The sequence below is a fragment of the Paraburkholderia sp. OAS925 genome (assembly GCF_040543975.1).
GTDB classification, from domain to species: domain Bacteria; phylum Pseudomonadota; class Gammaproteobacteria; order Burkholderiales; family Burkholderiaceae; genus Paraburkholderia; species Paraburkholderia graminis.
This window is the reverse complement of the sequence record NZ_JBEUNO010000001.1, coordinates 1,629,118-1,654,643: the sequence shown is the minus strand read 5'-3', so window position 1 is coordinate 1,654,643 and position 25,526 is coordinate 1,629,118. Positions and strand designations below refer to the sequence as shown.

General features: G+C 63.6%; 27 protein-coding genes and 1 pseudogene. 10 read left to right on the top strand and 18 right to left on the bottom strand.

What is annotated here, in order from left to right; translation table 11 throughout:
* The first annotated feature begins 20 nt into the window (after positions 1–20).
* The 4 genes from ABIE53_RS07225 to ABIE53_RS07210 all read left to right on the top strand — a co-directional run bounded on the left by ABIE53_RS07225 (position 21) and on the right by ABIE53_RS07210 (position 4,210).
* Positions 21–1,382 (top strand): aspartate aminotransferase family protein, encoded by a 1,362-nt coding sequence (locus ABIE53_RS07225; RefSeq protein ID WP_006050635.1) that lies wholly within the window; start codon positions 21–23, stop codon positions 1,380–1,382.
* 4 nt (positions 1,383–1,386) lie between these two features.
* A complete protein-coding gene (locus tag ABIE53_RS07220) occupies positions 1,387–2,910 on the top strand; it encodes an amidase (RefSeq protein WP_192700167.1) in 1,524 nt (507 codons plus the stop codon).
* A 220-nt stretch (positions 2,911–3,130) separates the two neighbouring features.
* A complete protein-coding gene (locus tag ABIE53_RS07215) occupies positions 3,131–3,262 on the top strand; it encodes a hypothetical protein (protein WP_310075703.1) in 132 nt (43 codons plus the stop codon).
* Positions 3,263–3,469: 207 nt separating this feature from the next.
* Entirely contained in the window at positions 3,470–4,210 is a 741-nt protein-coding gene (locus tag ABIE53_RS07210) for an ABC transporter substrate-binding protein (RefSeq protein WP_107710218.1), read from the top strand.
* A 32-nt stretch (positions 4,211–4,242) separates the two neighbouring features.
* Here the strand turns inward: ABIE53_RS07210 and ABIE53_RS07205 are convergent, their stop codons facing one another.
* On the bottom strand, positions 4,243–5,217 hold the full coding sequence (locus tag ABIE53_RS07205) for a LysR substrate-binding domain-containing protein (protein ID WP_006048313.1): 975 nt from the start codon (positions 5,215–5,217) through the stop codon (positions 4,243–4,245).
* 136 nt (positions 5,218–5,353) lie between these two features.
* Here ABIE53_RS07205 and ABIE53_RS07200 point away from each other — a divergent pair.
* Positions 5,354–6,569 (top strand): annotated as a pseudogene (locus ABIE53_RS07200) (MFS transporter).
* Positions 6,570–6,583: 14 nt separating this feature from the next.
* Here the strand turns inward: ABIE53_RS07200 and ABIE53_RS07195 are convergent.
* Positions 6,584–6,766, bottom strand: coding sequence for a hypothetical protein (locus tag ABIE53_RS07195; protein WP_107710222.1), 183 nt, complete (start codon positions 6,764–6,766; stop codon positions 6,584–6,586).
* Positions 6,767–6,935: 169 nt separating this feature from the next.
* On the opposite strand from ABIE53_RS07195, the gene ABIE53_RS07190 reads away from it, so the two are divergent.
* The gene (locus tag ABIE53_RS07190; RefSeq protein WP_107710224.1) at positions 6,936–7,838 is read left to right on the top strand and encodes a LysR family transcriptional regulator; all 903 of its coding nucleotides are present in this window, start codon (positions 6,936–6,938) and stop codon (positions 7,836–7,838) included.
* On the opposite strand, the gene ABIE53_RS07185 is transcribed toward ABIE53_RS07190, so the two are convergent.
* Positions 7,804–8,202 carry a RidA family protein gene (locus ABIE53_RS07185; RefSeq protein ID WP_006048317.1) on the bottom strand — a complete coding sequence of 133 codons (399 nt, stop codon included), beginning with the start codon at positions 8,200–8,202 and terminating at the stop codon, positions 7,804–7,806. The genes ABIE53_RS07190 and ABIE53_RS07185 overlap by 35 nt on opposite strands.
* A 129-nt stretch (positions 8,203–8,331) precedes the next feature.
* Between ABIE53_RS07185 and ABIE53_RS07180 the strand changes: the two genes are divergently transcribed.
* Positions 8,332–9,237 carry a LysR family transcriptional regulator gene (locus ABIE53_RS07180; protein WP_029969921.1) on the top strand — a complete coding sequence of 302 codons (906 nt, stop codon included), beginning with the start codon at positions 8,332–8,334 and terminating at the stop codon, positions 9,235–9,237.
* 86 nt (positions 9,238–9,323) lie between these two features.
* On the opposite strand, the gene ABIE53_RS07175 is transcribed toward ABIE53_RS07180, so the two are convergent.
* The 4 genes from ABIE53_RS07175 to ABIE53_RS07160 all read right to left on the bottom strand — a co-directional run bounded on the left by ABIE53_RS07175 (position 9,324) and on the right by ABIE53_RS07160 (position 11,837).
* A complete protein-coding gene (locus ABIE53_RS07175) occupies positions 9,324–9,776 on the bottom strand; it encodes a winged helix-turn-helix transcriptional regulator (protein ID WP_107710225.1) in 453 nt (150 codons plus the stop codon).
* Positions 9,777–9,847: 71 nt separating this feature from the next.
* Positions 9,848–10,243, bottom strand: a complete 396-nt coding sequence (locus ABIE53_RS07170; RefSeq protein WP_181324945.1) for a hypothetical protein — start codon at positions 10,241–10,243, stop codon at positions 9,848–9,850.
* A gap of 157 nt (positions 10,244–10,400) precedes the next feature.
* Positions 10,401–10,913 carry a GNAT family N-acetyltransferase gene (locus tag ABIE53_RS07165; RefSeq protein WP_107710229.1) on the bottom strand — a complete coding sequence of 171 codons (513 nt, stop codon included), beginning with the start codon at positions 10,911–10,913 and terminating at the stop codon, positions 10,401–10,403.
* A 24-nt stretch (positions 10,914–10,937) separates the two neighbouring features.
* Positions 10,938–11,837, bottom strand: coding sequence for a LysR family transcriptional regulator (locus ABIE53_RS07160; RefSeq protein WP_006048322.1), 900 nt, complete (start codon positions 11,835–11,837; stop codon positions 10,938–10,940).
* A gap of 120 nt (positions 11,838–11,957) precedes the next feature.
* Between ABIE53_RS07160 and ABIE53_RS07155 the strand changes: the two genes are divergently transcribed.
* From ABIE53_RS07155 to ABIE53_RS07145, 3 genes are all read left to right on the top strand, one after another.
* On the top strand, positions 11,958–13,544 hold the full coding sequence (locus ABIE53_RS07155; protein WP_258196189.1) for an MFS transporter: 1,587 nt from the start codon (positions 11,958–11,960) through the stop codon (positions 13,542–13,544).
* A 540-nt stretch (positions 13,545–14,084) separates the two neighbouring features.
* Positions 14,085–14,279, top strand: coding sequence for a hypothetical protein (locus tag ABIE53_RS07150; protein ID WP_107710236.1), 195 nt, complete (start codon positions 14,085–14,087; stop codon positions 14,277–14,279).
* Between the two features lie 115 nt (positions 14,280–14,394).
* Entirely contained in the window at positions 14,395–14,865 is a 471-nt protein-coding gene (locus ABIE53_RS07145) for a YaiI/YqxD family protein (RefSeq protein ID WP_006048326.1), read from the top strand.
* Positions 14,866–14,886: 21 nt separating this feature from the next.
* Here the strand turns inward: ABIE53_RS07145 and ABIE53_RS07140 are convergent, their stop codons facing one another.
* From ABIE53_RS07140 to ABIE53_RS07090, 11 genes are all read right to left on the bottom strand, one after another.
* Positions 14,887–15,762 carry a lipid A biosynthesis lauroyl acyltransferase gene (locus ABIE53_RS07140; RefSeq protein WP_006048327.1) on the bottom strand — a complete coding sequence of 292 codons (876 nt, stop codon included), beginning with the start codon at positions 15,760–15,762 and terminating at the stop codon, positions 14,887–14,889.
* A gap of 285 nt (positions 15,763–16,047) precedes the next feature.
* Complete coding sequence (locus tag ABIE53_RS07135) at positions 16,048–16,494, bottom strand: c-type cytochrome (RefSeq protein ID WP_258196190.1); 447 nt, start codon at positions 16,492–16,494, stop codon at positions 16,048–16,050.
* On the bottom strand, positions 16,491–16,820 hold the full coding sequence (locus tag ABIE53_RS07130) for a hypothetical protein (protein ID WP_006048329.1): 330 nt from the start codon (positions 16,818–16,820) through the stop codon (positions 16,491–16,493). The genes ABIE53_RS07135 and ABIE53_RS07130 overlap by 4 nt, the downstream gene beginning before the upstream one ends.
* 10 nt (positions 16,821–16,830) lie before the next feature.
* A complete protein-coding gene (locus ABIE53_RS07125; RefSeq protein WP_181324946.1) occupies positions 16,831–17,469 on the bottom strand; it encodes a cytochrome c oxidase subunit 3 in 639 nt (212 codons plus the stop codon).
* The gene (gene ctaD / locus ABIE53_RS07120; protein ID WP_053858979.1) at positions 17,466–19,391 is read right to left on the bottom strand and encodes a cytochrome c oxidase subunit I; all 1,926 of its coding nucleotides are present in this window, start codon (positions 19,389–19,391) and stop codon (positions 17,466–17,468) included. The genes ABIE53_RS07125 and ctaD overlap by 4 nt, the downstream gene beginning before the upstream one ends.
* A gap of 11 nt (positions 19,392–19,402) precedes the next feature.
* Entirely contained in the window at positions 19,403–20,470 is a 1,068-nt protein-coding gene (gene coxB, locus ABIE53_RS07115) for a cytochrome c oxidase subunit II (RefSeq protein WP_181324947.1), read from the bottom strand.
* A gap of 1 nt (position 20,471) precedes the next feature.
* Positions 20,472–21,092 (bottom strand): c-type cytochrome, encoded by a 621-nt coding sequence (locus ABIE53_RS07110; RefSeq protein ID WP_053857758.1) that lies wholly within the window; start codon positions 21,090–21,092, stop codon positions 20,472–20,474.
* Positions 21,089–21,916 (bottom strand): substrate-binding domain-containing protein, encoded by an 828-nt coding sequence (locus ABIE53_RS07105; protein ID WP_258196191.1) that lies wholly within the window; start codon positions 21,914–21,916, stop codon positions 21,089–21,091. Before ABIE53_RS07105 ends, ABIE53_RS07110 begins: the two co-directional genes overlap by 4 nt.
* 52 nt (positions 21,917–21,968) lie before the next feature.
* Complete coding sequence (locus ABIE53_RS07100) at positions 21,969–23,744, bottom strand: methanol/ethanol family PQQ-dependent dehydrogenase (protein ID WP_192700166.1); 1,776 nt, start codon at positions 23,742–23,744, stop codon at positions 21,969–21,971.
* 194 nt (positions 23,745–23,938) lie between these two features.
* Positions 23,939–24,958, bottom strand: coding sequence for a chemotaxis protein CheB (locus ABIE53_RS07095; RefSeq protein ID WP_053857755.1), 1,020 nt, complete (start codon positions 24,956–24,958; stop codon positions 23,939–23,941).
* A gap of 189 nt (positions 24,959–25,147) precedes the next feature.
* Positions 25,148–25,525 carry a response regulator gene (locus ABIE53_RS07090; protein ID WP_006048337.1) on the bottom strand — a complete coding sequence of 126 codons (378 nt, stop codon included), beginning with the start codon at positions 25,523–25,525 and terminating at the stop codon, positions 25,148–25,150.
* Position 25,526 lies beyond the last annotated feature (1 nt).

The following is a 25,526-nucleotide window of genomic DNA, read 5'->3' as shown; positions in this document are numbered from 1 at the left end:
ACGAAGCAGGAATACACAGAATGACGACGTCGATTCTTCCCGAAACGCAGGTCCACGCGCGCAGCGATGCCGCGACGGTCGGCGAAGCGCTGGCCGCTGCTGCTGCCGCGTTCGCCGCGCGCAACCCGCAAAGCGCGCAGCACTACGAACGCGCGACCGAAGTCATGCCCGGCGGTAACACGCGTTCGGTGTTGTTTTACGAGCCGTTTCCACTGGCAATGGCGAAAGGCGAGGGCTGCCGCCTGTGGGACGCGGACGGTCACGAATACCTCGATTTCATCGCCGAATTCAGCGCGGGTATTTACGGCCACTCGCATCCGCAGATTCGCGCGGCTATCGACGCGGCGCTCGACGACGGCCTGAATCTGAGCGGCCACAATCTGCTCGAATCGCGTCTGGCCAAAGCGGTGTGTGAGCGTTTCGCGTCGCTCGAAACGGTGCGCTTCACGAACTCGGGCACCGAGGCCAACCTGATGATGCTGGCCACCGCGAAAGCCTTCACGCGGCGCAGCAAGGTGATCGTGTTCGTGGGCGGCTATCACGGGGGCGTGCTCACGTTCGGGCGCGGCGCGAATGTTGTCAACGTGCCACACCCGTTTCTCTATGCCGAGTACAACGATCTCGACAGCGTGCGGCGTCTGCTTGACGAAAACGCCAACGAAGTCGCGGCGATTCTCGTCGAACCGATGCAAGGCGCGTCGGGTTGCATCGTCGGTGAACCGGCCTTTTTGCAGGGTTTGCGCGAGCTTTCGAGCGCGCATGGCGCATTGTTGATGTTCGACGAAGTGATGACCTCGCGGCTTGCGCCGGGCGGCTTGCAAGCCGAACTCGGCATCACGCCCGATCTCACGTCGCTTGGCAAGTACATCGGCGGCGGCATGTCGTTCGGCGCGTTCGGCGGCCGTGCCGAAATCATGGCGTTGTTCGATCCGCGCAGGAGCGGCGCGTTGCAGCACGCGGGCACCTTCAACAACAACGTGATGACGATGGCGGCGGGCTGGACCGGCCTCACGCAGATCTTCACGCCCGAGGCCGCGCGTGCGCTCACGGCGCGCGGCGACGCATTGCGCGAAGCGCTGAACTCGCGTTTTGCGGCATCAAACGTTGCGATGCGATTTATCGGCATTGGCTCGTTGATGAATGTGCAGATCACCGGGCGGCCCGTGCGTTCGGTACGCGACATCGACGCCGGGATGAACGAGTTCAAGGACCTGTTGTTCTTCCATCTGATCGAGCAGGGCATTTACATCGCCCGGCGCGGCTATGTGGTGCTGAGTTTGCCTGTGGGCGACGCGGAAATGGCGCGCTTGGAAGCGGCACTCGCGAGTTTCATCGAACGCTACGCACACCTGCTGCCGCGCGACGATAATTCGGATCGCTAGCAAGATGAATATCGTTGAATTGCCCGCGCCCGAGTTGCGCAAAATGATCGGCAGCAAGGCCCTTTCGCCGATCGAACTCACCGAGGCGTGCATCGCGCGTATCGAGGCGCTCGATCCCTACGTGAATGCCATGGCGGCCACCGACTTCGACGCCGCTCGCCGCGCGGCGCAAGCGGCGGAAGACGCTGTGATGCGCGGCGTGCCGCTTGGTCTGCTGCATGGTTTGCCCGCAGGCATCAAGGATCTCGAAGCCACGGCGGGCTTGCTCACCACTCACGGCTCGCTGCTGTATCGCGATCTCTTGCCAGCCGAGGACAATCTGCTTGTAGCGCGCTTGCGGGCGGCAGGCGCGATCGTCGTCGGCAAGACCAACGTGCCGGAACTGGGCGCGGGCGCGAATACGCGCAACCCCGTGTGGGGCGCAACGGGCAATCCGTTCGATCCGAACCGCAACGCGGGCGGCTCGTCCGGCGGTTCGGCGGCGGCGCTCGCGTGCGACATGCTGCCTGTGTGTACCGGCTCCGACACGGGTGGCTCACTGCGCATTCCGGCGGCGTTGTGTGGCGTAGTGGGCTTTCGGCCGTCGCCGGGGCTCGTGCCGAGTCCACGAAAGCTGCTGGGCTGGACGCCCATTTCCGTGGTCGGGCCGATGGGGCGCAACGTGGCGGAAGCGCGCCTGCAACTCGCGGCCACGGCCGGCCTCGATAGCGGGGATTTGCTCAGCTACGAGGTGGATGCGGGGGCGTTTCTCGCGCCGCGCGAGATCGACTTGAGCCGCCTGCGCGTGGGCTGGACCGAAGATTTCGGCGTGTGCGATGTCGACGACGATATTCGCCGCACGTTCCGCCGCAAGCTCGAGGCCATGCGCGGGATGTTCGCGGTTTGCGAGCCGATCGACGTGGATTTCGCTGATGCACATCGCGCCTTCGACGTGATTCGTGCCGAGAGTTTCGTTGCGGGTCTGCGCGCGGCGTATGAGAACGATCCCGGATCGCTCGGCCCGAATACGCGCGCCAATTACGAGCAGGGCGCGGCGATGACGCTCGCCGATTCGGCCTCGGCGCACGCGGCGCAAACGGCCATCGCGCGCCGCTTTCAGCAGCTATTCGGCCGCTACGACGTGATACTCGCGCCGACCACGCCGGTTTCGCCGTTCCCGTGGACGCAAATGTTCGCGAGCCGCGTAGGCGGTCGTGCGCAGGAAAACTACTATCGATGGCTCGCGCTGACTTATGTGACCACGCTGTGCACGAATCCGGCCGCAAGCTTGCCGTGCGGGAAGGACGAAGCCGGCATGCCGTTCGGGTTGCAGGTCATCGGACCGTTTCGCGGCGATCGGCGTACGCTGGATATCTGCGAGGCGCTGGAAGCGGCGTTTTCGCGATCATCTGAAATGTGCAGGCCTCGCCCCGACCTACAGCGGCTCTCGAACGCGATTATCGCCCCGCCGTTGCGGTCAATCGTAGCCGTCGCGCAGGGCGATGGACGCACTCACGAGAGCCGAACGGGCAGCACTTCGTTGGTCTGAGGAATTGACGAAATTCTCACGTTGGCGCCTGCCTGCCATGTCGGCGGCCTGCTTACTAGACGGCAGAACTACCGTTGTCGAAAGCCTTCTTCCTTCCGGTTCTTAGGCGAGACACCCAGCTCAGCTGAGTTCCGAACGGCCTTATCTCGCTTGCATCGAGAACTCGAGCGGGGTGAGAGTTTGAGTTTTCTGATGCAAGCAGTTGGCGTCGAGTATCTTGATGTCGCTCACCGTCAACAACACGCCGCATTGCCTGCGGACGATTCAGCTACCCCAGTCATCAAGCGTGCCGATGATTTCGGGCCAGTTCTCGAAAGCGAACGACCGCTTTTGGAGTGGTGGCGCCGCCTGAATGCCTGTGGTAAGGCGCAGACGATAGTCGCCTTGTGGCCGATCTCAGCCTAAGACGTCAACCCACCTGACCCTCTTCCAACAATCACCCGCCAACCTTCGTCCGACAGCGACTACAGTGCCCAAAACCAAACAGTACGATATTGTGCTGATGTAGTTCAAACCGAACGACTTCACGCCGGCGCTCATCTTCCCGCGAGACAACACCATGACCCTCACCCAACCCGTCATTTCCGCATTCACCCCGACCGGCAAACTACGCGCGTCGATCAACCTAGGCAATCCGATCCTCGCCAACAAGGACCCGCAAACCGGCGAGCCGTTCGGCGTTTCCGTCGATCTCGCGCGAGCGTTCGCGAGGCAACTCGGCGTCGAACTCGAACTGGTGGTGTTCGACGCCGCGGGCAAATCGGTGCAGGCCGTCAGCGAAGAGCGCGCCGACTTCGGCTTTTTCGCCGTCGATCCGTTGCGTGGCGAGACCATCGCATTCACGGCGCCGTATGTGCTGATCGAAGGCTTCTATCTGGTGCGCGACGACTCGCCTGTGCGGACCAACGCGGACGTCGATCAGCCGCATAACCGCGTCGCGGTCGGCAAAGGCAGCGCTTACGATCTCTTTCTCACGCGAGAGTTGAAGGCCGCGCAAATCGTTCGCGCGCCGACGTCGCCGACGGTCGTGCAAACGTTCCTCGAACAGGGGCTGGAAGTCGCCGCGGGCGTGAAGCAGCAACTTGAAGCCGATGCGCGAGCCGCTTCCGGCCTGCGCCTGCTCGACGAGCGCTTCATGGTGATTCAACAGGCGATGGGCACGCCGAAAAGCCGCGGCGAAGCGGCCGCAGCCGCGCTGCGCAGCTTCGTCGAGGAAATGAAAGCGTCCGGGTTCGTCGCCGAAGCACTGGCGCGACATCGGATTGCGGGAGCGTCGGTCGCGCCGGCATCGCCGGATTGATCGATAAGTCGGGGCGTCGCGTGGCGAAGTAACTAGCGCCGCGCCCCTTTCCTGCGCGATGTGCGTCGAGCCGGCACCACCGAACTGCGCGCCGCGGCCGCGAGAATCCATTTCTCGAATGCGATGACCGCGTCGTCGCGGGCCCGGTCGGTGTTCACGACCAGGGTGTAATCGGGTCCGCGCCCCGCGGGCTCGGATATCGGACACACAAGACGCCCGGTCGCGATGTCGCGCTCGATCAGCGGCAGCGATGCCAACGTCACGCCGAGCCCTTCCGCCGCCGCGCCGAGTTGCAGAAAGACATGATCGAAGTCGAGATGGCCCGCGCCCTGCAAGCCCGGCGCGCCGGCCTCGCGTAACCAGTCGGACCATGCCGTGCGCGTGCTCATCGAGTGAAGCAGCGTGTGATTTCGCAAATCGGCAACCGTCCTGATCGGATGGCTTTGCAGCACCGCTGGACTACAGGCGGGCAGGCGCAGGTCGGGCATCAGCGGCGTCGACGTGAGGCCCGCTGCGTCCTCGGGCCCCGAACGCACGCCGATGTCGAATGCGCCGCCGACATAACGCAGCTTGCGTGAGGTTGTCGAAAGCCGGACATCGATGTCCGGATAAAGAGCGCGGAAATCGGTCAGGCGCGGTATGAGCCAGCACAACGCGAAGCTCGCCAGCGTATTCACGCGCACGACGCCCGTTACGCGACGCGTAATCGATTCGTGGCGCAGCCGCGTGACCGAACTGCTCAGCCGCGAAAACGCACCTTTGACATCATTGAGCAGAGCGGCGCCCTCGTCGGTCGGGACGACGCCGCGCGAGCGGCGCTCAAAGAGAGGCACGCCGAACCAGTCTTCCAGCATTCGGATCTGTTTGCCGACCGCCCAGTGCGTGACGTGCAGATCGCTCGCCGCCGCGGCGAAACTGCCCAACCGCGCGACCGCCTCGAAGTGCCGCAATGCATTCAACGGAGGCAGGTTTCCGGCGTGTTTACCCGTGCGTTCGTCTGTGTCCATGTGGTGACTTTTTCTCCCGGCTGACGCTATTTTACGTCAGTTGTGCGCCGCTCCCGACGACCCATAGACTATGGGTGCGCTTCAACAAACGCTCGAACTGTCGCCAGGCCGCGCGCTTTCACCACTCGATTGAACCATGAGACCTTTCTCTTCCTCGTTGCCAACGACGGCGGCGGCCAACGCATCCGGTAACTCGTCCTCCGTGTCACGCACGCGCGTGCTCTGGCTGTCATGCACGGCGCACGCGCTGCACGACGGCTACACCGACATGATCTACGCGTTGCTGCCGGTCTGGCAGACGGACTTCGGACTGGGTTATGGCGCGCTCGCTATCGTGCGCGGCGTCTATGCGGGCACGATGGCGACGCTTCAATTGCCCGCTGGGCGCCTCGCGCGCGCTTGGGGCACGCCTCTGACGCTCGCGTTGGGTACGTTGCTGGCCGCGCTGGGCTACGCCGTCGCCGGGATGTCGGGAACGCTCTTGGGTTTGTGCGTCGCGCTCGCCATCTCGGGAAGCGGTTCGAGCACGCAACATCCACTGGCTTCGGGAGCAGTTGCGCGCGCGTATGGGCGCAACGCTCGCGGGCCGCTGAGCGTCTACAACTTTGCAGGCGACCTTGGAAAATCCGCGCTTCCTGCGGCTATCTCGCTTCTGATCACCGTCATGCCGTGGCGCCATGCGCTCTGGGCAATGTCGACCATCGGAATTTTAGTCGCGGCCGTGATTGCACTTTTTCTCCCTTCGATACCAGCAAGCGAGCCGTCCGCAGCCGAAGCGCCGAGCCAGAACAGCAACGGTTCGCGCTCGGGCTTCTCACTGCTGTTCACGATCGGCGTACTCGACACCGCCGTGCGCATGGGCTTGTTGACCTTTCTGCCATTCCTGCTGAAAGCGAAAGGCATCTCGCCGCCGATGATGGGCACCGCGCTTCGCGCTCGTCTTCATCGGAGGCGCGGCGGGCAAGTTCGTGTGCGGCTGGCTCGGCGCACGCATGGGCGTCATCGGCACTGTGTTTGCAACCGAAGGCGGCACGGCCGCGCTGATTCTTGCCGTGCTTTACCTGCCATTGACGCCCGCCCTCGTCTTGTTGCCGTTGCTCGGCGCGATGCTCAACGGCACATCGTCGGTGCTTTATGGAACGGTGCCCGAACTGACTTCGGTCGAGCGGACAGAGAGGGCATTTGCGCTCTTCTATACCGGCACTATCGCTTCTGGCGCGCTGTCTCCGGTGGCTTATGGTTTTCTCGGCGACGGCATCGGCGCACACGGCGCCACGCTTGCAACCGCGGCCACGGCGCTGGCGGTCTTGCCACTCGCGCTTGCGCTCCGTCCGCATTTGCGCAAGACGTGAGCTTGCGCGCGGTCTCACAGCAAATGCATTACCTCGCACACCACTGCGGTCGTCGCGAGAATGATCAATGCGCCGCAACACAAACCCGTTAGGTACGCGAACAATGCCTGCTGCGCGTCGAACGTAACGGGGTCGCCATCCGGCGGAATCCGCGGATAAATAGCGTCGTCATAGTAAGCCTGTTCAATGTCGGACATGGCGTCTCTTCGTGATCGATCCATCGTGGACCATGCATCGAACGGCAGACGCCGGGAAGCCGCACGTCTGCTTGCGCAATGCAACGGATGACGTTAGCGTGTCACGAAACGTGCTGCTTTCAAACCGGCTGCCGCGTATTTCTGTGATGACATAATCGAATGGATCGTCATGAAAACACTCGATTTCGAAGCGGTACAAGCTTTCGTGCTGGTCGCCGATCTACGCAGCTTCACGCGCGCGGCCGATGCGCTGAACAGCACGCAATCGGCAATCAGCATCAAGCTCAAACGGCTCGAAGAACGGCTCGGCCACCGCCTGATCGAACGCACGCCGCGCATGGTGCGTCTGTCGCCGAAGGGCGAAATCTTTCTGCAGGCCGCGCGCAATCTGCTCGGCGCGCACGACGACGCGCTCAGCGCGCTGGCGCGCGAGCGCATCACGCTCAAAGTCGGCATTAGTCATCACATCGTCGGCAGCGAATTGCCGCTGCTGCTGCGGCATATGCATCGCGCCGATCCGGGTCTGCTGGTTGAGATGCGCGTATCGAGTTCGCGCGATATCGAAGCGCAATTCGACAGCGGCGCACTGGATGCCGCGCTCGTCCTGCGGCATGACGACAGCCGGCGCGACGGCGAAACGCTGCTCGACGAACCGTTCGGCTGGATAGCGACACCCGACTGGGTTCATCACGCAGGGCAGCCGCTGCGGCTCGCGACTCAGGCTCACCCGTGCCGTGTGCGGGCAATGGCCGTGAGCGCGCTCGATGAAGCACGCGTGCCGTGGGTCGAAGTATTCGTCGGCGGCGGCATTGGGACGATCGGCGCGGCTACGCAAGCCGGGCTCGCGGTCGCCGCGCTCGCGTTGCGCGTCGCGCCGCCGGGCACGGTCGATGTCGGCCCGCGCCTCGGCTTGCCGCCGCTGCCGTCGCGCGAAGTCGTGTTGTATTCGTCGACGTCTGACGCGCAGGTCCGCGCGGCGTTGCGCACGCTGGTCAGCGCTTTCCGCTCGACGCCGGCCAACGCGCCTGACCGGCACATCAGTCGTTCAGAGGAAGCTTCGCAATTACCTTGATCTCGAAGTCGAAGCCGTAAAGCCATGTCACTCCGACGGCGGTGAGCGCCGGATGCGGCGCGTCGCCCCAGAATTCGGGAACGACCTGCCACACGCGCTCGAATGTCGATTGCGGGTCGACCATGAACACGGTCACGTCGACCACATCGTCGAATGTGCATCCGGCCTCGTGCAGGATCGCATTCAGGTTTCTAAACGCGAGACGCACCTGCTCCTGCAGGTCCGGTTCAGGCGTCCCGTCGTCGCGGCTGCCGACCTGACCCGATACGAACAGCAACCCGTTCGCCCTCACGGCCGGTGAATACCGGTTACGCTCGTAAAGCGCCCGACGTCCCGGCGGAAATACCACATCGCGCTTCGCCACGTTTGCCTCCGTTGATCAATCGCTGGTTTCGATCAGCCACTCTACCGATCGACGCGTGCACGATAAACCGTCAACGCTGTCCATGACTATTTGTAGAATGCAAACAATCTGATCACGAGGCAAACGTTCATGGACCGCTTCGACGCAATGCGCGCTTTCGTCCGGGTCGTCGAGGCAGGCAGCTTCACGAAAGCGGCCGAAACGCTGCATATGAGCAAGACCACGGTGACGCATCTGGTCCAGCAACTGGAAGCGCGCTTACGCGTCCGTCTGCTGAACCGGACGACGCGCAGGATCAACGTCACGCCGGACGGCATCGCGTATTACGAACGGGTGACGCGGCTGCTCGCCGACATGGACGACGCCGAGACGAGTCTCTCGAGCGCATCGGCGGCACCGCGAGGCCGCCTTCGCGTGGACGTGCCGAGTCCGCTCGCCCGCCTGATCCTCATCCCGGCGCTTCCGGCATTTCTCGCCCGCTATCCGGACATTCAACTCGACATGGGCGTCAGCGACCGCACCGTCGATATGATCGGCGAGAACGTGGATTGCGTCGTGCGTGGCGGCGAGCCGAACGACCAGTCGATGGTGGCGCGGCGCGTGGCGGATCTTGCGCTCGGCGTGTTCGCTTCGCCTGGATATCTTGCGTTGGCGGGTGTGCCTTCGCATCCCGCGGAGCTTGAAAACTCGCATCACCGTATTGTCGGGTTTTCGTGGGGACGCGCGGGCAATCTCTATCCGGCCGTCATGCGTCGTGCAGGGGAAACGGCAAAGGTGCAAGGCCGCTACGCGCTCGCGGTGGATGACGGCAACGCCTATCTCGCGGCCGGAGTCGCGGGGCTCGGCATCATGTGGCTGCCGCGTTATATGTCGAAAGCGCATCTGAAACGACGCGAACTGGTCGCACTATTCGAGGACTGGCAGCTCGATCCGATGCCGCTTTACATCGCGTATCCGCCGAACCGCCACGTCAGCGCGAAGCTGCGCGTGTTTATTGATTGGGTGGTGGAACTGATGAATGAACGGGACGTGTGATGGGAAGCTATCTGAGCACCGTCGATGCGATAGTGAATGATGGACGCAACGATGCCGTCACTGTCCCGTCGCGGACTGCCTCCCGCTCACTCCCTACTCTCAGGAAAAATACATCCGCCATTGCGGACCAGTTCCTTCACTTCTTCGCTCACCTGCACCGGGCTTGCCTTCAAACGTGCAACGAAGTCCTTGCGGCGCCTCACGTACGACTTCGAATCGTGCCTGGCGCTCCAAACGACTATGCTAAGCACGATCGGAATCAGGTCGAGACCCTTCTCGGTCAGCGTGTAGAAGTCCTTGCGCCTGTCCTCGGGGCTGGGCGCCTTCGAGAGAATGCCTTGCTCTTCAAGAAACGCAAGGCGCGTAGCCAGCACGTTGGTCGCGATTCCCTCTTCCGATTTCAGGAATTCGCCATACGTCTTCTTGCCGGCAAACACGATGTCGCGAATGATCAGCAGCGACCACCGGTCGCCGAAGATCTCCACGCCGTAATTGACCGCGCAATGGGACCGAAGGTCTTCTGTACACGTCGTCTTCATGGCTGGATTCTAACATCGCTTGCATGTCGCAAGTTAATTTCGGTCGTTGACTTCCAGGTTGAGGGGACCGGTTATCGACTGATCTGCGTATCGACGTGGCCGGAGATGCGTTTCTGACGAACCGTCCATTGATATCGCTCCACCAGCTTTTCCGCAGCGGCGACCGCCTTCTCATTCCACAATTTCTCGGCAGCATCAATACGGACGTCCTCACGTTCCAGCGCATCTGCCGCCCAGTACGCACGGACGCTGCCAACCGGAAGATCATCGGTCGCCGATGCAATCGCGCGGAACAGTAGAAACTCCGGCTCGCCCTCAACCTTGGTCCAATACGCCAATTGAAGCATGGCGCGAGCGGCTTCAATGACGCCGAGGCGACCTTCGAGCAAGTCCAGCGCTCGGGCGCGAATCTTCCGGCAATGCTTGCGCCAAAGCTCTTCGTTCGTGACTCCAGGCGGGATCTTCATTTTTTTATGCATCGCGTGTGCTGACGCCGAATCGTGCAAATGTCAGTTTTCAAGTCGAGGAGCAGTCCGGCCGCAGGGCATTGCTAAGGTCGGCGATGAGTTCATCGGCGTCTTCCTGGCCAACTGAAACTCTGACAAGGCCAACTGAACACGTCGATCACAACTTTTCCATCGACGCATACCGAACCATCTTCCTTCCGTGCCCCACGACATCCCCTCGCCGCACCAACCCAAGCTTCTCCGCAACGCGAATAGACGCCAGGTTCAACGGATCGATTTCAGCCACCACTTCCGCCAAACGCAGCGTTGCGAAAGCATGCTGCAGCACCGCTGTTGCAGCCTCCGTCGCTATGCCCGAGCCCCACGCTTTTCGCGGCAAGCGCCACCCAATTTCAATCTCCGGTCCAACAGCATCCGCGGGAATCAGGAGAACCCACCCAAGAAAATCCGCCGCATCATTCCGGCTTCTGATCGTCCAATAGCCCATGCCCGCCGGGTACGGGCCGAGCGTGCGCGCTTCGACGAATGCGCGATGCTTCCGTGCGTCCGACCAGGGCCCATCGACGAAGCGCGTGACCAGCGGATCTCGATCCATCGCAAGACATTCATCCGTATCCGCTAGCGTCCGCGGTCGCAATATCAAGCGAGGCGTTGCGAAAACAGGTTGCATATAAGAGCCTTCCTCCGGTTGCCGCTAACCCTCGCGACCGCCAAACAGCCGTTCAGCAAGGAAATCGACGAACACGCGCAGCTTCGGCGACAGTTGCCTGCTCGACGGCCACAGCACCGAGAACTGGCCTTCGTGTTTCAGATGCGCGTCGAGTACGGTTCGCAGCGTGCCGGCGGCGAGATCGTCGCGCACGAGGAAGTCGGGCATATAGCCGATGCCGAGTCCGAGCACAGTCGCGCCGCGCAGCGCCTCCATGTTATTGCAGGTGAGCACCGTCGGAAACGACGCCACGAAGTTCGCGGGCTGGTCGCGGAACTGCCAGTCGTGCAGCTTGCCGGTGGTCGGAAAGCGAAAGCGGATGCAAGCGTGCCGCGCGAGATCGGCGGGCACGCGCGGCACGCCGTGTTGCGCAAAGTAAGCGGGCGTCGCGCACAACACGAAGCGAAAAGGTCCGAGACGGCGCGCGGTCAACTGTGAATCGGCGAGATCGCCGCTGCGGATGGCCGCGTCGAAGCCGCCTGCGATCACGTCGACGATGCGGTCGTTGAAATCCAGTTCCAGCTCGACGTCGGGATAACGCTGCATGAACTCGGGGACGACCGGCAGCAGGAAGCGATAGCCGATGGTCGGCAACGTCACGCGCAGGCGGCCGCGCGGCGCGGCGTTGGCCTGCAGCATCATCGTCTCCGCATCGGTGAGCGCGTCGAGGATACGACGGCAGCGTTCATAGAAGCGCTCGCCGTCTTCGGTCACGCTGACGCGCCGCGTGCTCCGCTGCAGCAGACGCACGCCGAGCCGCGTTTCCAGCCGAACCACGCTCTTGCCGACCGCCGACGCGGACAGCCCGAGCCGCCGCGCAGCGCCGACGAAGCTCTGCGCTTCGACCGTATGAACGAACGCCACGATACCGGTGAGATTTTCCATGGAAGGCGCTCAGCAGATTACGGAATTAAAGTCCGCATTGATTGTACCTGTCGGGCATTTATCGATTGCATGTCCGCAACTAGACTGCCCGGCATCACGTCACGCCTGGATGGACACATCATGACTTCTTCAATCGATCGATCCGCGTCAGCGCGCTGGATGGTGCTGCTCGGAGTGTGCTCGGCAGCCGTCGTGCTGCCGCTCAGTTTCTCGGCGGGAGCGATAGCAACGCCCGCGATCGGCCGCGCGATCGGCGGCGGCCCTGTCGCGCTGAACTGGATCACGAACGCGTTCATGCTGTCGTTCGGCAGTTGCCTGATGGCAGCCGGCGCGCTGTCGGATCAGTTCGGCCGGCGCCGCGTGTTCCTCGCGGGCATCGCCGCGTTCGCGCTTTTTTCGCTGCTGCTGACGATCGCGCCAGACATCGTCTGGATCGACGTGCTGCGCGGCGCGCAAGGCATCGCGGCAGCCGGCGCGCTCGCGGGCGGCTCGGCCGCGCTCGCGCAGGAGTTCGACGGCCACGCGCAAACGCGCGCGTTCAGCCTGCTCGGGACGACCTTCGGCGTGGGACTCGCATTCGGCCCGGTACTCGCGGGCGGCTTGATCGAAGCAGCGGGTTGGCGTGCGGTGTTTGCGTCGACGGCGGTCATCGGCGTGATCGCCCTGCTACTCGCGGCGCCGTGGATGCGCGAGACGCGCAATCCATCGGCGGGCCGGATCGACTGGCCGGGCATCGTCAGCTTCACCGCGATGCTGTGCCTGTTCACGGTTGCCATTCTCGAAGCGCCCGCGCGCGGCTGGTCGGACCCGGCGATCCGCGCGTTGTTCGTGGCGGCAGCGTTCGCGCTCGCGGCATTCGTCGCGATCGAGCGGCGCAGCGCCCATCCGATGCTCGACCTGTCGCTGCTCCGCTATCGCCGCTTTATCGGCGTGCAGATGCTGCCGATCGCGACCTGCTATTGCTTCGTTGTGCTGCTGGTGCTGCTGCCGATCCGCTTCGTCGGCATCGACGGTCATACGCCGTTGATCTCCGGCCTGATGATGCTCGCGCTGTGCGGTCCGATGCTGTTCGTTCCTTCACTCGCGGTGTGGCTCACGCGTCACGCGTCGCCGGGCGTCGTGTCGGCGGCGGGCTTGCTGGTGTCGGCGGCGGCGCTTGTGTGGCTCGGCAGACTGCCCGCCGACGCCACGCCGTTCGCGATGCTCGCGCCGATGGCCGCGATCGGCATCGGCGCGGGACTGCCGTGGGGCTTGATGGATGGACTGTCGGTGAGCGTCGTGCCGAAGGAGCGCGCGGGCATGGCCACAGGCATCTTCAGCACGACACGCGTGGCCGGCGAAGGGCTCGCGCTCGCGATGGTCAGTGCGGCGCTCTCGGCGTTGGTCAGTGCACGGTTGCGCGCGGCGCTGTCGTCGTTGTCGTCGTTGTCGTCATTGCCGTCGTTGCCCGGCATCGACCGGGACCGGCTTGCGGCCGCCGCTCAGCAGCTCGCGACCGGCGATCTCGCCGGCGCCGCGGCGCGACTGCCAGGCGTTCACGCAGCGTTCTTACGCGAACAATACGTCGACGCGTTCTCGTTGCTCGCAGATGGACTCGCCATCGTGACCGTGCTCGCCGCGCTCGCGACGCTGCATTACCTTCGGCCCGATCCGCAGACCGCAACGCGCATCACGAACGCACCAGTGCCGGAAGCCGCAGACCGATAGACGCCTCGCTAAAAAGCACGCACTCAACTGCGTCCTTTCGCCTGACTGGTTCCCGGTCCGAGCGAGTTGCCGCTGCCGCTCGTCGGGGACTTTCCGGACACCTTCCGTTTGCTGCCGCTCGCGTCGTGCGTCTTCGCGCGCCTGCTCGGAGGGCTCGCGGCGAACGCCGCTTGCCTGTTGCCTATCGGCTTCGCCGCGGCTCGGCATGGATGATTGCTTGGTTCGATTCATTGCGCCTCCTTTTTTGCGCCGGACTACAAAATACCGCTACGCCGCAAGCGCGATACCCGAGCGCGATTTCCGCGGCACATGCAGGGGCAGTCAGCGTAATAGCGGCGGCAATCAGCACTGTTGAACCGCGCAATTGAAGGATTTACGAGTCGACGTGTACTTGCTACACCGCATCGGTTGCGTCATCCAGCAAGCGTCGGCGTGCGCGTGGCATACCGGTTGCGACGACAAATCAGCCGGAAGCGCTCGCTGCAATTCGACGGCGAACCGGCAACGCCAAGTCATCCACGATCCAGCCTGGAGATTTTCATGAGCACAGGAAGACACGCCAATAGCCCGTCGGGGCCGGGGAAACCGACCGCGGTTGAAACGTCGATCGTCAAGGAAGAGGAAGGAATAGTCGAACTAACGAACGAGGACGATGCGCCTGGCGGCGCCGAAGGTGTCCAGCCACAGCAGCAAGATGAGCAACGCCGCGACGACGATTCCGCCGCCAGGCCGTAGACCACGACAGCCGACCGAAGTACACCGAAGCAACACCGAAGCAACACCGACACAACAACAGGACCGCTGCCACCGTTGATATATGATCGCGTTTTAACCTGCTGGAATGGCCTTCATGCAAGTCCTGGTCGACGCCGACGCTTGTCCCGCCGTCATCAAAGACATGTTGTTTCGGGCCGCGCGGCGTGCCGAAATACTCGTGACGCTGGTCGCAAACCAATATCTGCGCACGCCGCCGTCGCCGTTTATCAGGTCGATCCAGGTGCCGGCCGGTTTCGACGTGGCCGATGCGCGCATCGTCGAACTCGCCGCGTCAGGCGATCTCGTGATTACCGCTGACATACCGCTCGCCGCCGCGGTACTCGACAAGGGCGCGCATGTGCTTGATCCGCGCGGCAACCGGTTCACACGCGAAAACATCCAGGAGCGTCTGACGATGCGCGACGTGATGGATCAATTGCGCAATACGGGTATCGATACGGGCGGCCCTGCGCCCTTCACCGCACGCGACAGCAAAGCGTTTGCCGGCGAACTCGACCGCTTCCTCGCGCGTCACGGCACGCCGCCTCGCGCGCCAGGTGGATAGGCCGCAAGCGAGTCAAACGCTTCAATACACCGGTGCCATGCCCGGCGGCCGGTGCTTGAAGCGCCGGTGCACCCAGTAATATTGCTCCGGAAACCTAACGACCTGCTCCTCGAGAAACGCGTTCATCCGACGCGCATCGACCTCATCGCTGTCCGAGGGAAAGTCGGCGAGCGGCTCGAAGATCGTCAGCTTGTAGCCTTCGTAATCCGGCAGCACCTCGGTCACGAACGGCACGACGCGCGCGCGCCCAAGTCGCGCGAGACGCGAAACAGCCGTCAGCGTGCAGGCGGGAACGCCGAAGAAAGGCACGAAAACAGAGTTGTCGACGCCGTGGTCCATATCCGCCGCGAGCATCACGTCTTTGCCCGAACGCAATAACGCGACGATCCTTTTGGCGCTCGACCCGCGCTCGATCATCTCGGCGCCGAACCGGCCGCGTTGCCGCTTTGCCAGCTCACATAGACCTGCGTTCGACATGCGCGTGTACAGCGACGCAATCGGCAGGCGCGTCGAGTACAGCATGCAGCCGACCTCAATGCCCACGAAGTGAAAGCCCATGAAAATAGTAGGCGGCGCGGACTCGTCGTCGAGATCGATTCTGCTTTCGATCTGCACGATGTCCCGGATCGATTGCGCACTGCCGAACCACTGAATGCCTCGCTCGAGATAGCTTCGGACAACGTGGCGAAAGTGCGCTTTCGCAAGCTGTTGATGTTCGTGCGCCGTCTTCTCGGGGAAGCAAAGCCGCAAGTTCACCAGCACGATGTGCTTGCGGCGGCCGGGAAGCGCATACAGCAGCGTGCCGATAACGATTCCAAGCCGTGCGACGAATTTATAAGGAAGTACGGAAAGCGTGCGTAGCAACGCCACGATGAGCGCAAGGCTGAGGCGTTTCAAAGGTTGTCCCCTACCGGTGGTAAGTGTTGGAAAGCGAAGTGCAGCAGCGGCCGTCCGACCGTTGCGACGGCCGCCGATTGCCTAAGAACAGGAATGTCTTCGCTCGAAATACCAACCGTGGACCGCACAGCCCAAGCGTGATTACCGAATGACTGGGACGACTCGCGAATCCCGGCAGTGTAACAGGCGGCTCAGTGGCGACTCACTTCACGATCGAGCCCCGAATCTTTGCGAGCGCATCGACGCCGGCGCGCCACGATGCAAACCGGCGCACCTGTAGCCCCTTCAATGCAGATAGAGATAAGCGGCAATGTCGCGCGCCTGATCCTCGGTGAGGCCGAGATCGGGCATCGCGGTGCGCGGGCTGAACGCTTGCGGATGCATCAGCCAGCGCTCGAGGTTGGTCGCCGAATTGGCCGCGACTCCGCCGATATATGTCCGTTGACGAAGGCCCATGAGCGGCGGCCCGACCAGGCTGTTGGCGCCTTCCACGCCCTCGATCGTGTGGCACGAGCCGCAACCGGCGTGCACGATCAAGGCCTGGCCTCGAGCCGGATCGCCGCCGGTCAACGGCTCGCGTTGCGGCGTCTGTTGTCCGCACGCGCTCAGCGTGAGGACGGCGAGACCCGTCATCGTGTAAGCGACGACCGCTTTAGTGACCGTGGCTCGCCGCGCCGCCAGCCCGCTCGCGCATCCACCGATGCGTGCGAATGGAAACCGCCGAGTCATCATTGCGCGCATGGCTGAAGCACCCATTGCGGCACATACTGCGCGAACAGCACGAAGGTCGACAGCAGACCGACCAGCGTCGCGACCTGCGCGAGAAAATGCGCGCGCGCGGTGCTTTCCGCGGTGGCATCCGGTGGAAACAGGCCGCCCATCCAATGCCGCCACGCGCCGACCGTCGCCGCCGCGCTCAACACCGCACTCGCAAGCGTCACGGCGTGCAGCATCCAGGTCGTGCCGGCATCGCACGATCGCGGCACCAGCGCATAGGTCAGCGACAGATTCGAGAGCGTCAGGAAAGGCGCGAGCAATAGCGCGGACCATACTGCCATGTCGATCTCCTCACAAACGCGGCGCCCAGTAGACGACTGCATAAATCGGCAGCCAGCTAAGCACGACGAAGTACCAGTAGGCGGCGTTCTCGCTGACGTCGACATAGCGCTTGCCTTCCACTGGCCCCGTGAACAGCAGGACGTCGAGCACGGCTGTGTCGAACGTATCGGTGATCAGGTGAACGGTATGCAAGCCCATCAGCATCCACAGCACGGACCCATAAGCGTTGTCGTACCAGGTCACGTTGAGCGCCTTGAACTCCAGCGCCCGCACGCCGAGAAAGGCGAGCGAAAACGCGAGGCACACCAGCAGCCAGAGCCGCGAGGCTGCGCGATCCTCCCGCTCGGCCGCGCGCTTCGCGAGATGATTCGGCAGCATGCTCACGACGAGGATCGCCGTATTCACGCTGCCCCATAGCAGGCCGGGGCCTGGCGCGTTCATCGGCCAGACGGAGGCGAGCGTGCGCAGATAGAAGTACATCATGACGGCGATGGCGAACACCGTCCCTTCTATCACCATCAGTCCCATCGTTCCCCACCACATCAGGCTGCGATGGCTGAAGCCATACGTCGGCAGCTCTCCGACGTGGATCGCCTTGCGGGCCGCGCGCGGCCGACCCTCGGCATAGCGCTCGTCAACGGTAGTCACGGGCGTTTCTCCAGCGCGAGATGCTGATCGGTTTCGCGCCGCCGCGGCCAGAACCACGCGGTCATCGCGATAGCGACGGGCACCGTGCCCCACACCACCGCCCACGGCGTGAAGATTGAGCCAATGAACAACACGGTCGTCGCCACGGCGCTCACGAACGGCCAGATGTTGGGCATCGGAAAGACCGGCCGATGATCCGGCATCGCGTCGAGAACGCTCGTCACCAGCACCTGCCGGCTATTCGAATCCAGTCCGCTGACGGTGGAAGGTTCGCGCGGCGCGTCCCACAGCGGATAGCCGCTATGCACGACCGGCACCTTCACGAAATTGCCCGCGTGCGGCGGCGACGCGGTGCTCCATTCGAGCGTTCCGGCGCCCCACGGATCGTCGCCGGCAACGAGTCCTCGTCGACGGCTATGCAGCACGTTGACGATAAACAGCAGCACGCTCACGGCGATAATCGACGCGCCGATCGTCGCGGTCAGATTCATCGTGTCCCATCCCATTCCGGACGGATACGTGTACACCCTGCGCGGCATGCCATGCAGCCCGAGCAGATGCATCGGAAAGAATGCGACGTTAAAGCCGATGAAGAACAGCCAGAAATTCCAGCGCCCGAGCGTCTCGTCGAGCAGGCGTCCGGTGAACTTCGGAAACCAGTAGTAGAACGCGCCGAATAGCGGAAACACCGCGCCGCCGATCAGCACGTAATGCAGATGCGCGACGACGAAATACGTGTCATGCACCTGATAATCGAGCGACACCGACGCGAGCATGATGCCCGTCAGCCCGCCCAGCACCAGAATGAAAAAGAACGCGAGGACGAACAGCATCGGCGTCTTGAAGCTGAGGCGTCCGGTCCATAGTGTCGCGATCCAGCAGAAAATCTGGATCGCCGAAGGCACCGCGATCATAATGCTCGCCGCCGTAAAAAAGCTCTTGCCGAGATCGGGCAGATTCGTCGCGAACATGTGGTGAACCCACAGTCCGAACGATAGAAACGCCGTCGCGATCAGCGCGAGCACCATCGCCGGATAGCCGAATACGGGCCGTCGCGAGAAAGTGGGAATGATGCTGGAGATAAAGCCGAGCGGCGGCACGAAGATCAGATATACCTCCGGGTGCCCGAAGAACCAGAAGAGATGCTGCCAGAGCACCACGTCGCCGCCCTCGCCGGGGTTATAGAAATGCGTGCCGACAAGCCGGTCGAGAATCAGCGCAGTACTGCCAAGCATCACCGACGGCATCGCGAACAGCACCATGAACGACGTCACGAGCACGCTCCAGACGAAGAGCGGCATGCGGTTGAGCGTCATGCCCGGCGCGCGCATCTTGAAGATCGTGGTGATCAGCACGATGGCCTCCAGCAGCGCGGACAACTCGGTGAAGGTGATCATCTGCGCCCAGAAGTCGATGCGCTTGCCCGGCGAATAGTCCGGACCCGAGAGCGGCACATAGGCGAACCATCCGGCGTCGGGACCGATGTCGAGTGCGAAGGCCACATACAGCATCAGTCCGCCGAACAGGAACACCCAGTACGCGTATGCGTTCATGCGCGGAAACGCGACGCTGCGCGCACCGATCATCAGCGGCACGAGGTAGACGGCGACCGCCTGCATGACCGGCACGGCGAACAGGAACATCATCGTGGTGCCGTGCATCGTGAACAACTGGTTGTACATGTCGGGGCCGACAAGCCGGTTGCCCGGACGCGCAAGCTGCAGGCGCATCACCAGCGCGAGGATGCCGCCCGCGACGAAAAAGCCGAACGTCGTGGTCATGAAGCGGCGGCTGATCGTCTTGTGATTGATCGCGGCGAACACGCCTAGGAAGCCCGGCGGGTCGCGCCAGGTTGCTTCGAGCCTGTCGGCTTCCTGCGGGTCGGTTTGCGGTTCGTCGATCACGTCGAACCGGTCCGTCATCGAGGCATGATTCATCTGAGCGTCGCCATGTAGGCCAGCAGCGCGTGCAGTTCATCGGGCGCCAGCGGGTTGGGAGGCATCACGGTGCCGGGCTTGATGCGCTGTGCGTCGACGATCCAGCCGGCGAGGTGTCCTGGTGTATTCGGCAGCGTGCCCGCAGCCAGCGTCTGCCTGCTTGCAACATGAGTCAGGTCCGGCCCGAGCACCGCGTTCGCACCGATGCCTTGCACCGTGTGGCACATCGCGCAACTGTGCGTGAGGAAAATCTGCTCGCCGCGCGTTTCGAGTTCGTTCGACGGCGGCGGCGCATCCTGGCGCTGATGCGCGAGCCAGGCCGCGTATTTGTCGGGTGTCTCGGCGATCACGAGGAACGACATCAACGCATGTTCGTAACCGCAGAACTCGGCGCACTGACCGCGGTACTCGCCCGCGTGGTCCGCGCGAAAACGGATCGTCGCGGTGCGGCCGGGAATCAGATCTTTTTTGCCGTGCAGATTCGGCACCCAGAACGAGTGAATCACATCCGACGATTTGAGCGTGACGAGCACGGGCTGGCCGACCGGAATGTGCATCTCGTTGGCCGTAATGAACACGTTCGACGCTTGCGGGTCGTTGTACCGTATCTCCCACCACCATTGATGCGCGGTCACTTCGATCTGCACGGCATCGCGCATCGAAAGCCGCGCGAGCGCGCGGTCGGTCAGCACGTCGGCGAAAATGAGGCCGAACAGCAATACCGTCGACACGATTGTCGCGACGATGACCGCCCTTCTCAGGCCAGGTTCCGCGACCGCTTTCGGACCCACGGCGGAGTCCGCCTCGGTCGACATATCGGCGGGCGTTTCGCGCGTGCCTCGCGGCGCGCGCCACAGCGCCCAGAAGAAGGCGATCAGCACGGCGGCGAAGACTGCCGTGCAGACAATCACCGTCAGATTCAACAGATCGAGGATGGTCCTCGCCTGGACACCGGCCGGTCGCAGCGCATCCTGCAATGGCGCGGCCCACGCCGACTGAACGGTTGCCGTTGCGGTTGCGATGGCGGCAGCGCCGGATAGCGGAAGAACGACTCGCGCAGTCATGTCAGTGCTCCGCGGCGGGCGGCGCCGAAGAGCGCTTCGGCTCTTCCGGCGGGCGCCGTTGTTCGGGCTTGCCGGCCTGCAGACTGTCGCTGCGCGGCGGTTCGATATCGGAGCGCAACTGGCCGCTCATCGAACGGACGTAGGCCACGATTTGCCAGATCTGATCGTCGGAAACGTGGCCGCCGAACGCCGGCATGCCGTTCGGCCTGCCTTGCTTGATGGTCGTGAACACGCTGGCCGGGTCCGCGCCGTAAATCCATTTATCGTCCATCAGCGCCGGACCCGAATCGCCGCTGCCTTGCGCGTGACAACCACTGCAGTTGTACGCGCGAAACAGGCGCTTGCCTTGCGAGACCGCGTACGCGTTATTTTCATAGGGATTGCTAACGGTAGCGCTCACAGCGGCGGCCACGGGTTGAGTCGAGCTCGTCGTCACGGCGGAAGCGACCGGTTGTATCGAACTCATGGTCACCGCGGACGCCGCCGATGCAGCCGGAGGCGGCGTGTGCAATTGCCGCTGCTCGCGTTCGCAGCCCGCGAGGCACGCGACGCTCGCGATCACGACCGGCGCGATGAGCCAGAGCGCCCGAGGCATCTGTCGACGAAAGCGGGCGGCTGTCATCGCGCACTCTCCCTCGCAGCCGACGACACTGCGCGCGGCGCGTCCACGCGAACCACGTTGTAGTCCGCGAGAATAGCATCGATCTCCGCGTGCCGACGATCGAGCGCCGCTTGCAGTTCATCGCGCAACGCCGGCTTCGCGCGGTTCACGCCGACCGCCACGGAGAACTCGAACGGCAGCGCCGAGCCAGCCGGCGGGCGGGCTCGCTCGACCGTCAACGGCACAGCGGCGCGAGTCGCGAAATAGGCAAGTTGCGGGCCCCAGCCGAGTGCGACGTCGATGCGGCCCGCCGCAATGTCGTTCACCATGCGCTCGCTCGCGGGACCGTCGCCGTAGACGGTATAGCCGGTCACGTTGTCGGTCGCGCCCGCACGCGCGAGCGCGTAAGCGGGCGGCGTCGCCGCGAGGTCGTCGCCGATCAGTTGCACGCCGATGCGGCGCTGCGACAGCGCACGCGGTTCAAAGCCGTCGAGTGGCGGGTCCGCCGCGCGTTGCACGAACACATAACTCGACCGATAGTAAGGCCGCGTCAACAACAGACGCTCAAAGCCGTCGGGCACGCCGATGAACACATCGCATAAGCCCGCGCCGACCGTCTTGCGCACGAACCCGCGGCGTTGCGGAAGCCACGCGTAAGTGAGGCGCAGATGCAGGTCGCTTGCGAGCACCTGCGCGATGCGGTTTTCGAAGCCGCTGCCGTCTTCTTTCGAATAGGGCAGATTGTCGGGATCGGCGCAGACGCGCAGTTCGGTCGCGCCGGACGCGGCTTCGTCGACAGGTCGATGAGCGCATGCGCCAAGCGCAACGGCGAGCAAACCCAGCACACCGAAAATAACCGCACGCGGCAGCCCACCGCAACGCCGCACAACACACATTTCAAGGAAGCGCGAACACATAGAGCGTGCCCCCCTTGGTCGTGCGCTGCGGCAGATCGCGCATCGCGTTGACGAAGCCCTTCGCCCCGGTGCCGTCGCGCGGATCGAGATTGTTCGAGACGATCGCGCCGGCCCATCCGCCGACGCCCGCGAGGATCGCGATGTATTCCTTGCCGTCCGGGCCGCGATACGCAACCGGCTGGCCGATGATCCCGGAGCCTGTCTTGAACTGCCACAAGAGCGCACCGCTGCGCGCGTCGACGGCTTTGAACCAGCCGTCCATCGTGCCGTAGAAAACGACGTCGCCGGCCGTGGCAAGCGCCCCGCTCCACACGGGAAAGTCTTCCTTGATCGACCACGCCTTCTTGCCCGCGATCGGGTCCCACGCCGAGAACTCGCCGCGATTGCCTCCGGGCCCGGCGTACATTTTCGTATCGACGCCCACGTACGGCGTACCCGCGATGTAGCTCGTCGCGTAAGCCTCGGCGTCCTCGCACAGATTCTGGTGCGGGATATACAGCAGGCCCGTGCGCGGCGACCACGCGGACGGCTGCCAGTCCTTGCCGCCAGGCGACACCGGACAGATGTTGCGCACCGAATGGCCGACCTTCGGTTCGGTTGCCGGGTTGTATTTCAACAGCCCCGTCCTGAGATCGACGCCCTCGCTCGTCGTGATGTGAACAAACGGTTTCGCCGACAACACTTCGCCGGCCAACCGGTCGAGCATATACACGTAGCCGTTGCGATCCGGATGCACGAGCACTTGCCTCGGCTTGCCGCCGACGGTGAGCGTCAACAGCACGTTTTCGTTGACGCCGTCGTAGTCGTGCAGATCGTGCGGACTCCATTGATAGAACCAGCGCGCCTGCCCCGTGTCGGGATCGCGCGCGAAAATGCCGGCCGTCCATTTGTTGTCGCCGGGACGCTGCTCGGGATTCCACGGGCCGGGGTTCGCGGTGCCGTAATAGATCAGGTTGGCGTCGGGGTCGTAGGAAATCCAACCCCACACGTTGCCGCCGCCGATCTTCCACGCACCGGATGGCCAGGTCGTGACGCCGAGATCCTTGCCCTTGTCCTGTCCGTACCAGGGCTTGAACTGATCGCCGATCAGCACGTCGCTGTCGGGCCCCGTGCTATACGCGCGCCAGACGATGCGGCCGGTCGCGGCGTCGAGCGCGGTCAGCCATCCGCGCACGCCGAGTTCGCCGCCGCTATTGCCGACCAGCACCTTGCCCTTGACGACGAGCGGCGCCATCGTCGTCGTTTCGCCGCGGCTGATGTCGCCGAGCCGCGTGCGCCACAATTCCTTGCCGCTTGCGGCATCGAGCGCGATGGTTTGTGCGTCGAGCGTGTTGATGAAGATTCGACCGTCCGCATACGCGGCGCCGCGGTTCACCACGTCGCAACACGCGACGCCCTGCGCGCTCGCGTTGGGCGCCGGGTCGAACTGCCATTTGACGGGAGCGCCGGGTTTCGTCAGATCGAGCGCATACACGCGATTGGGATACGGCGTGACGATGAACATCGTATTCGACACGACGAGCGGCGCCGCTTCCTGGCCGCGCAGCACGCCGGTCGAGAAGGTGAACGCGGGCTTTAACCGGCTCACATTCGATGTGTTGATTTCAGCGAGTTCGCTGTAGCGCGTGTTCTGGTAATTCTTCGCCGCCATCGGCCAGTCGCCGTCGCTGGTCTGAGCGCAGGCCGTCGAACCATAGGCGAGCGACGCCGCCGCTAACGCCGCCATCAGGTTCCGTACCGGTCTGGCCCACGCCATGATGCGCTCCTGTTGCAAGGCACTCGAGGCGCATCCAGCAAAATTCGTGCATGAGGGTGAGATCGAAGCGGCAGCGGCGTGTGCGTCGAACTGGCGGCGTCGATCACGCTGCTTTAGTGGCAGCAATAGCAACTGGTCCCGGACTATTTTTCAACGCATACCGGGCTGGAATGGTGTCGCAGGCTTAGCCGCGCTTAGCCGACCTTTTGACTGCTCGTCGACTTGGCCGACTCGAGCGCCAGGCGCCTGACGGCCTCGACCGCTGCCTCGAGCGGAGCTATCTCGTCGCGCAGCGCTTCGGCGTCGTCGCTGTGCGTCGCTTCCGCGAGCGAAAGCCGGTCACGTACCAGCAGCAGTTCTTCTTCGAGGCGCCGCACCGCGGACCACAGCGCGTCTTCGGCGCCGGAGCGCTGGCGCGACTCGAGCGACATCGCGGAAAACGCATGCCCCGTATGGCAGCGATACCTCAGCGGATACCCTTCGCCGATACGCCAGATCACGCCGCCGCACTCCGGGCAGGTCAGGCTCGTTCGGTGGCCGATCCGCTCCATTTCCGCAGGCGAAGAATAGCCGGTCGCTGCAATCTTCAGTTCCAGCGCGGCGCGCTCGCTTTCGTCCATGTCGATGCGCCTCGGTGTGCGGTCTGTCAAGGCCCTGACGATGGCCGGACCGATGTCGTCAATCGGCGCGACCACGTCGGGGGGAACAGCTTTAAGCGCAGCGTCGGGCATATCGGGCGCCGCGCAAGTCGACGGGTCCTGCACGATGGTGAAGCCGCCACACGCGTGAATCGCCTTCAGTCCCGCCGCGCCGTCGTCCAGTTTGCCGGTCAGCACGACGCCGATCGCGCGAGCGCCATAATTGACCGCCGCCGAACGAAACAGCGGATCGGCGGCCGGGCGCGCGAAGTTTTCCTTGGGTCCGGTCGACAGCACCACCGTATCGTCGCGCAGCAACATGTGGCGGTCGGGTGGCGCGACGTAGATCGTGCCCTTCTCTATTGCTTCGCCGTCCGATGCATGGACTACCGGTAGCCGGCTGTCCGACGCAAGCAGATGTGGCAACTGGCTCGGCCACGTGCCGACGTGCATGACGATGAACACGCTCGCCGGAAGATCGGCCGGCAGCACGCCGACGATCTTCTTCAGCACCTGAAGGCCGCCGAGCGACGCTGCAACGACGACGATGTCCCGCCCATTCGAAATCTTTGCCATGAATGCCCTCCGCTGGAGAGGAGCAGCAAATGGCAAGCCTGTCGTCCGGCGCGCGCGGCCTTCGTGGCTGCGCACGCGCGCAATCGCCATCAGCTCAGCTTAAAACCAGTGTCATGACCGCCTGACGGATTGTCCTTGCCTCGATGATTCAACCCATTGCCTGCGGCACTACGGCTACGGGATCGCCCGTTATCGCGTGCCGACTGTCAGCGCCCTGAAAAGCATCTGATGGTCGAACGGCTTCTGACAACGCTCGTACTGACGATACTCTCCATCGACGGCGTCCGCGCCATAACCGGTCACGAATACAAAGCGGATATTGCGCGACACAAGCGCATCTGCGACCCGATATGACTTCTCGCCGTTCAGATCGACGTCGAGAACTGCGACGTCGACCTGCTCCTTGCCTTCTTCGATCATGGCCACCGCTTCCTGCGCGCCCGAGATGGGACCGACGACACTGGCTCCCGCGTCCTCGAGCGCACTCGACAGCGCCAGCGCAACCAGGTAGTCGTCTTCGACCACCATGACTCGCCGGCCCTGCAGCAATTTGGCGACACTGCCCATT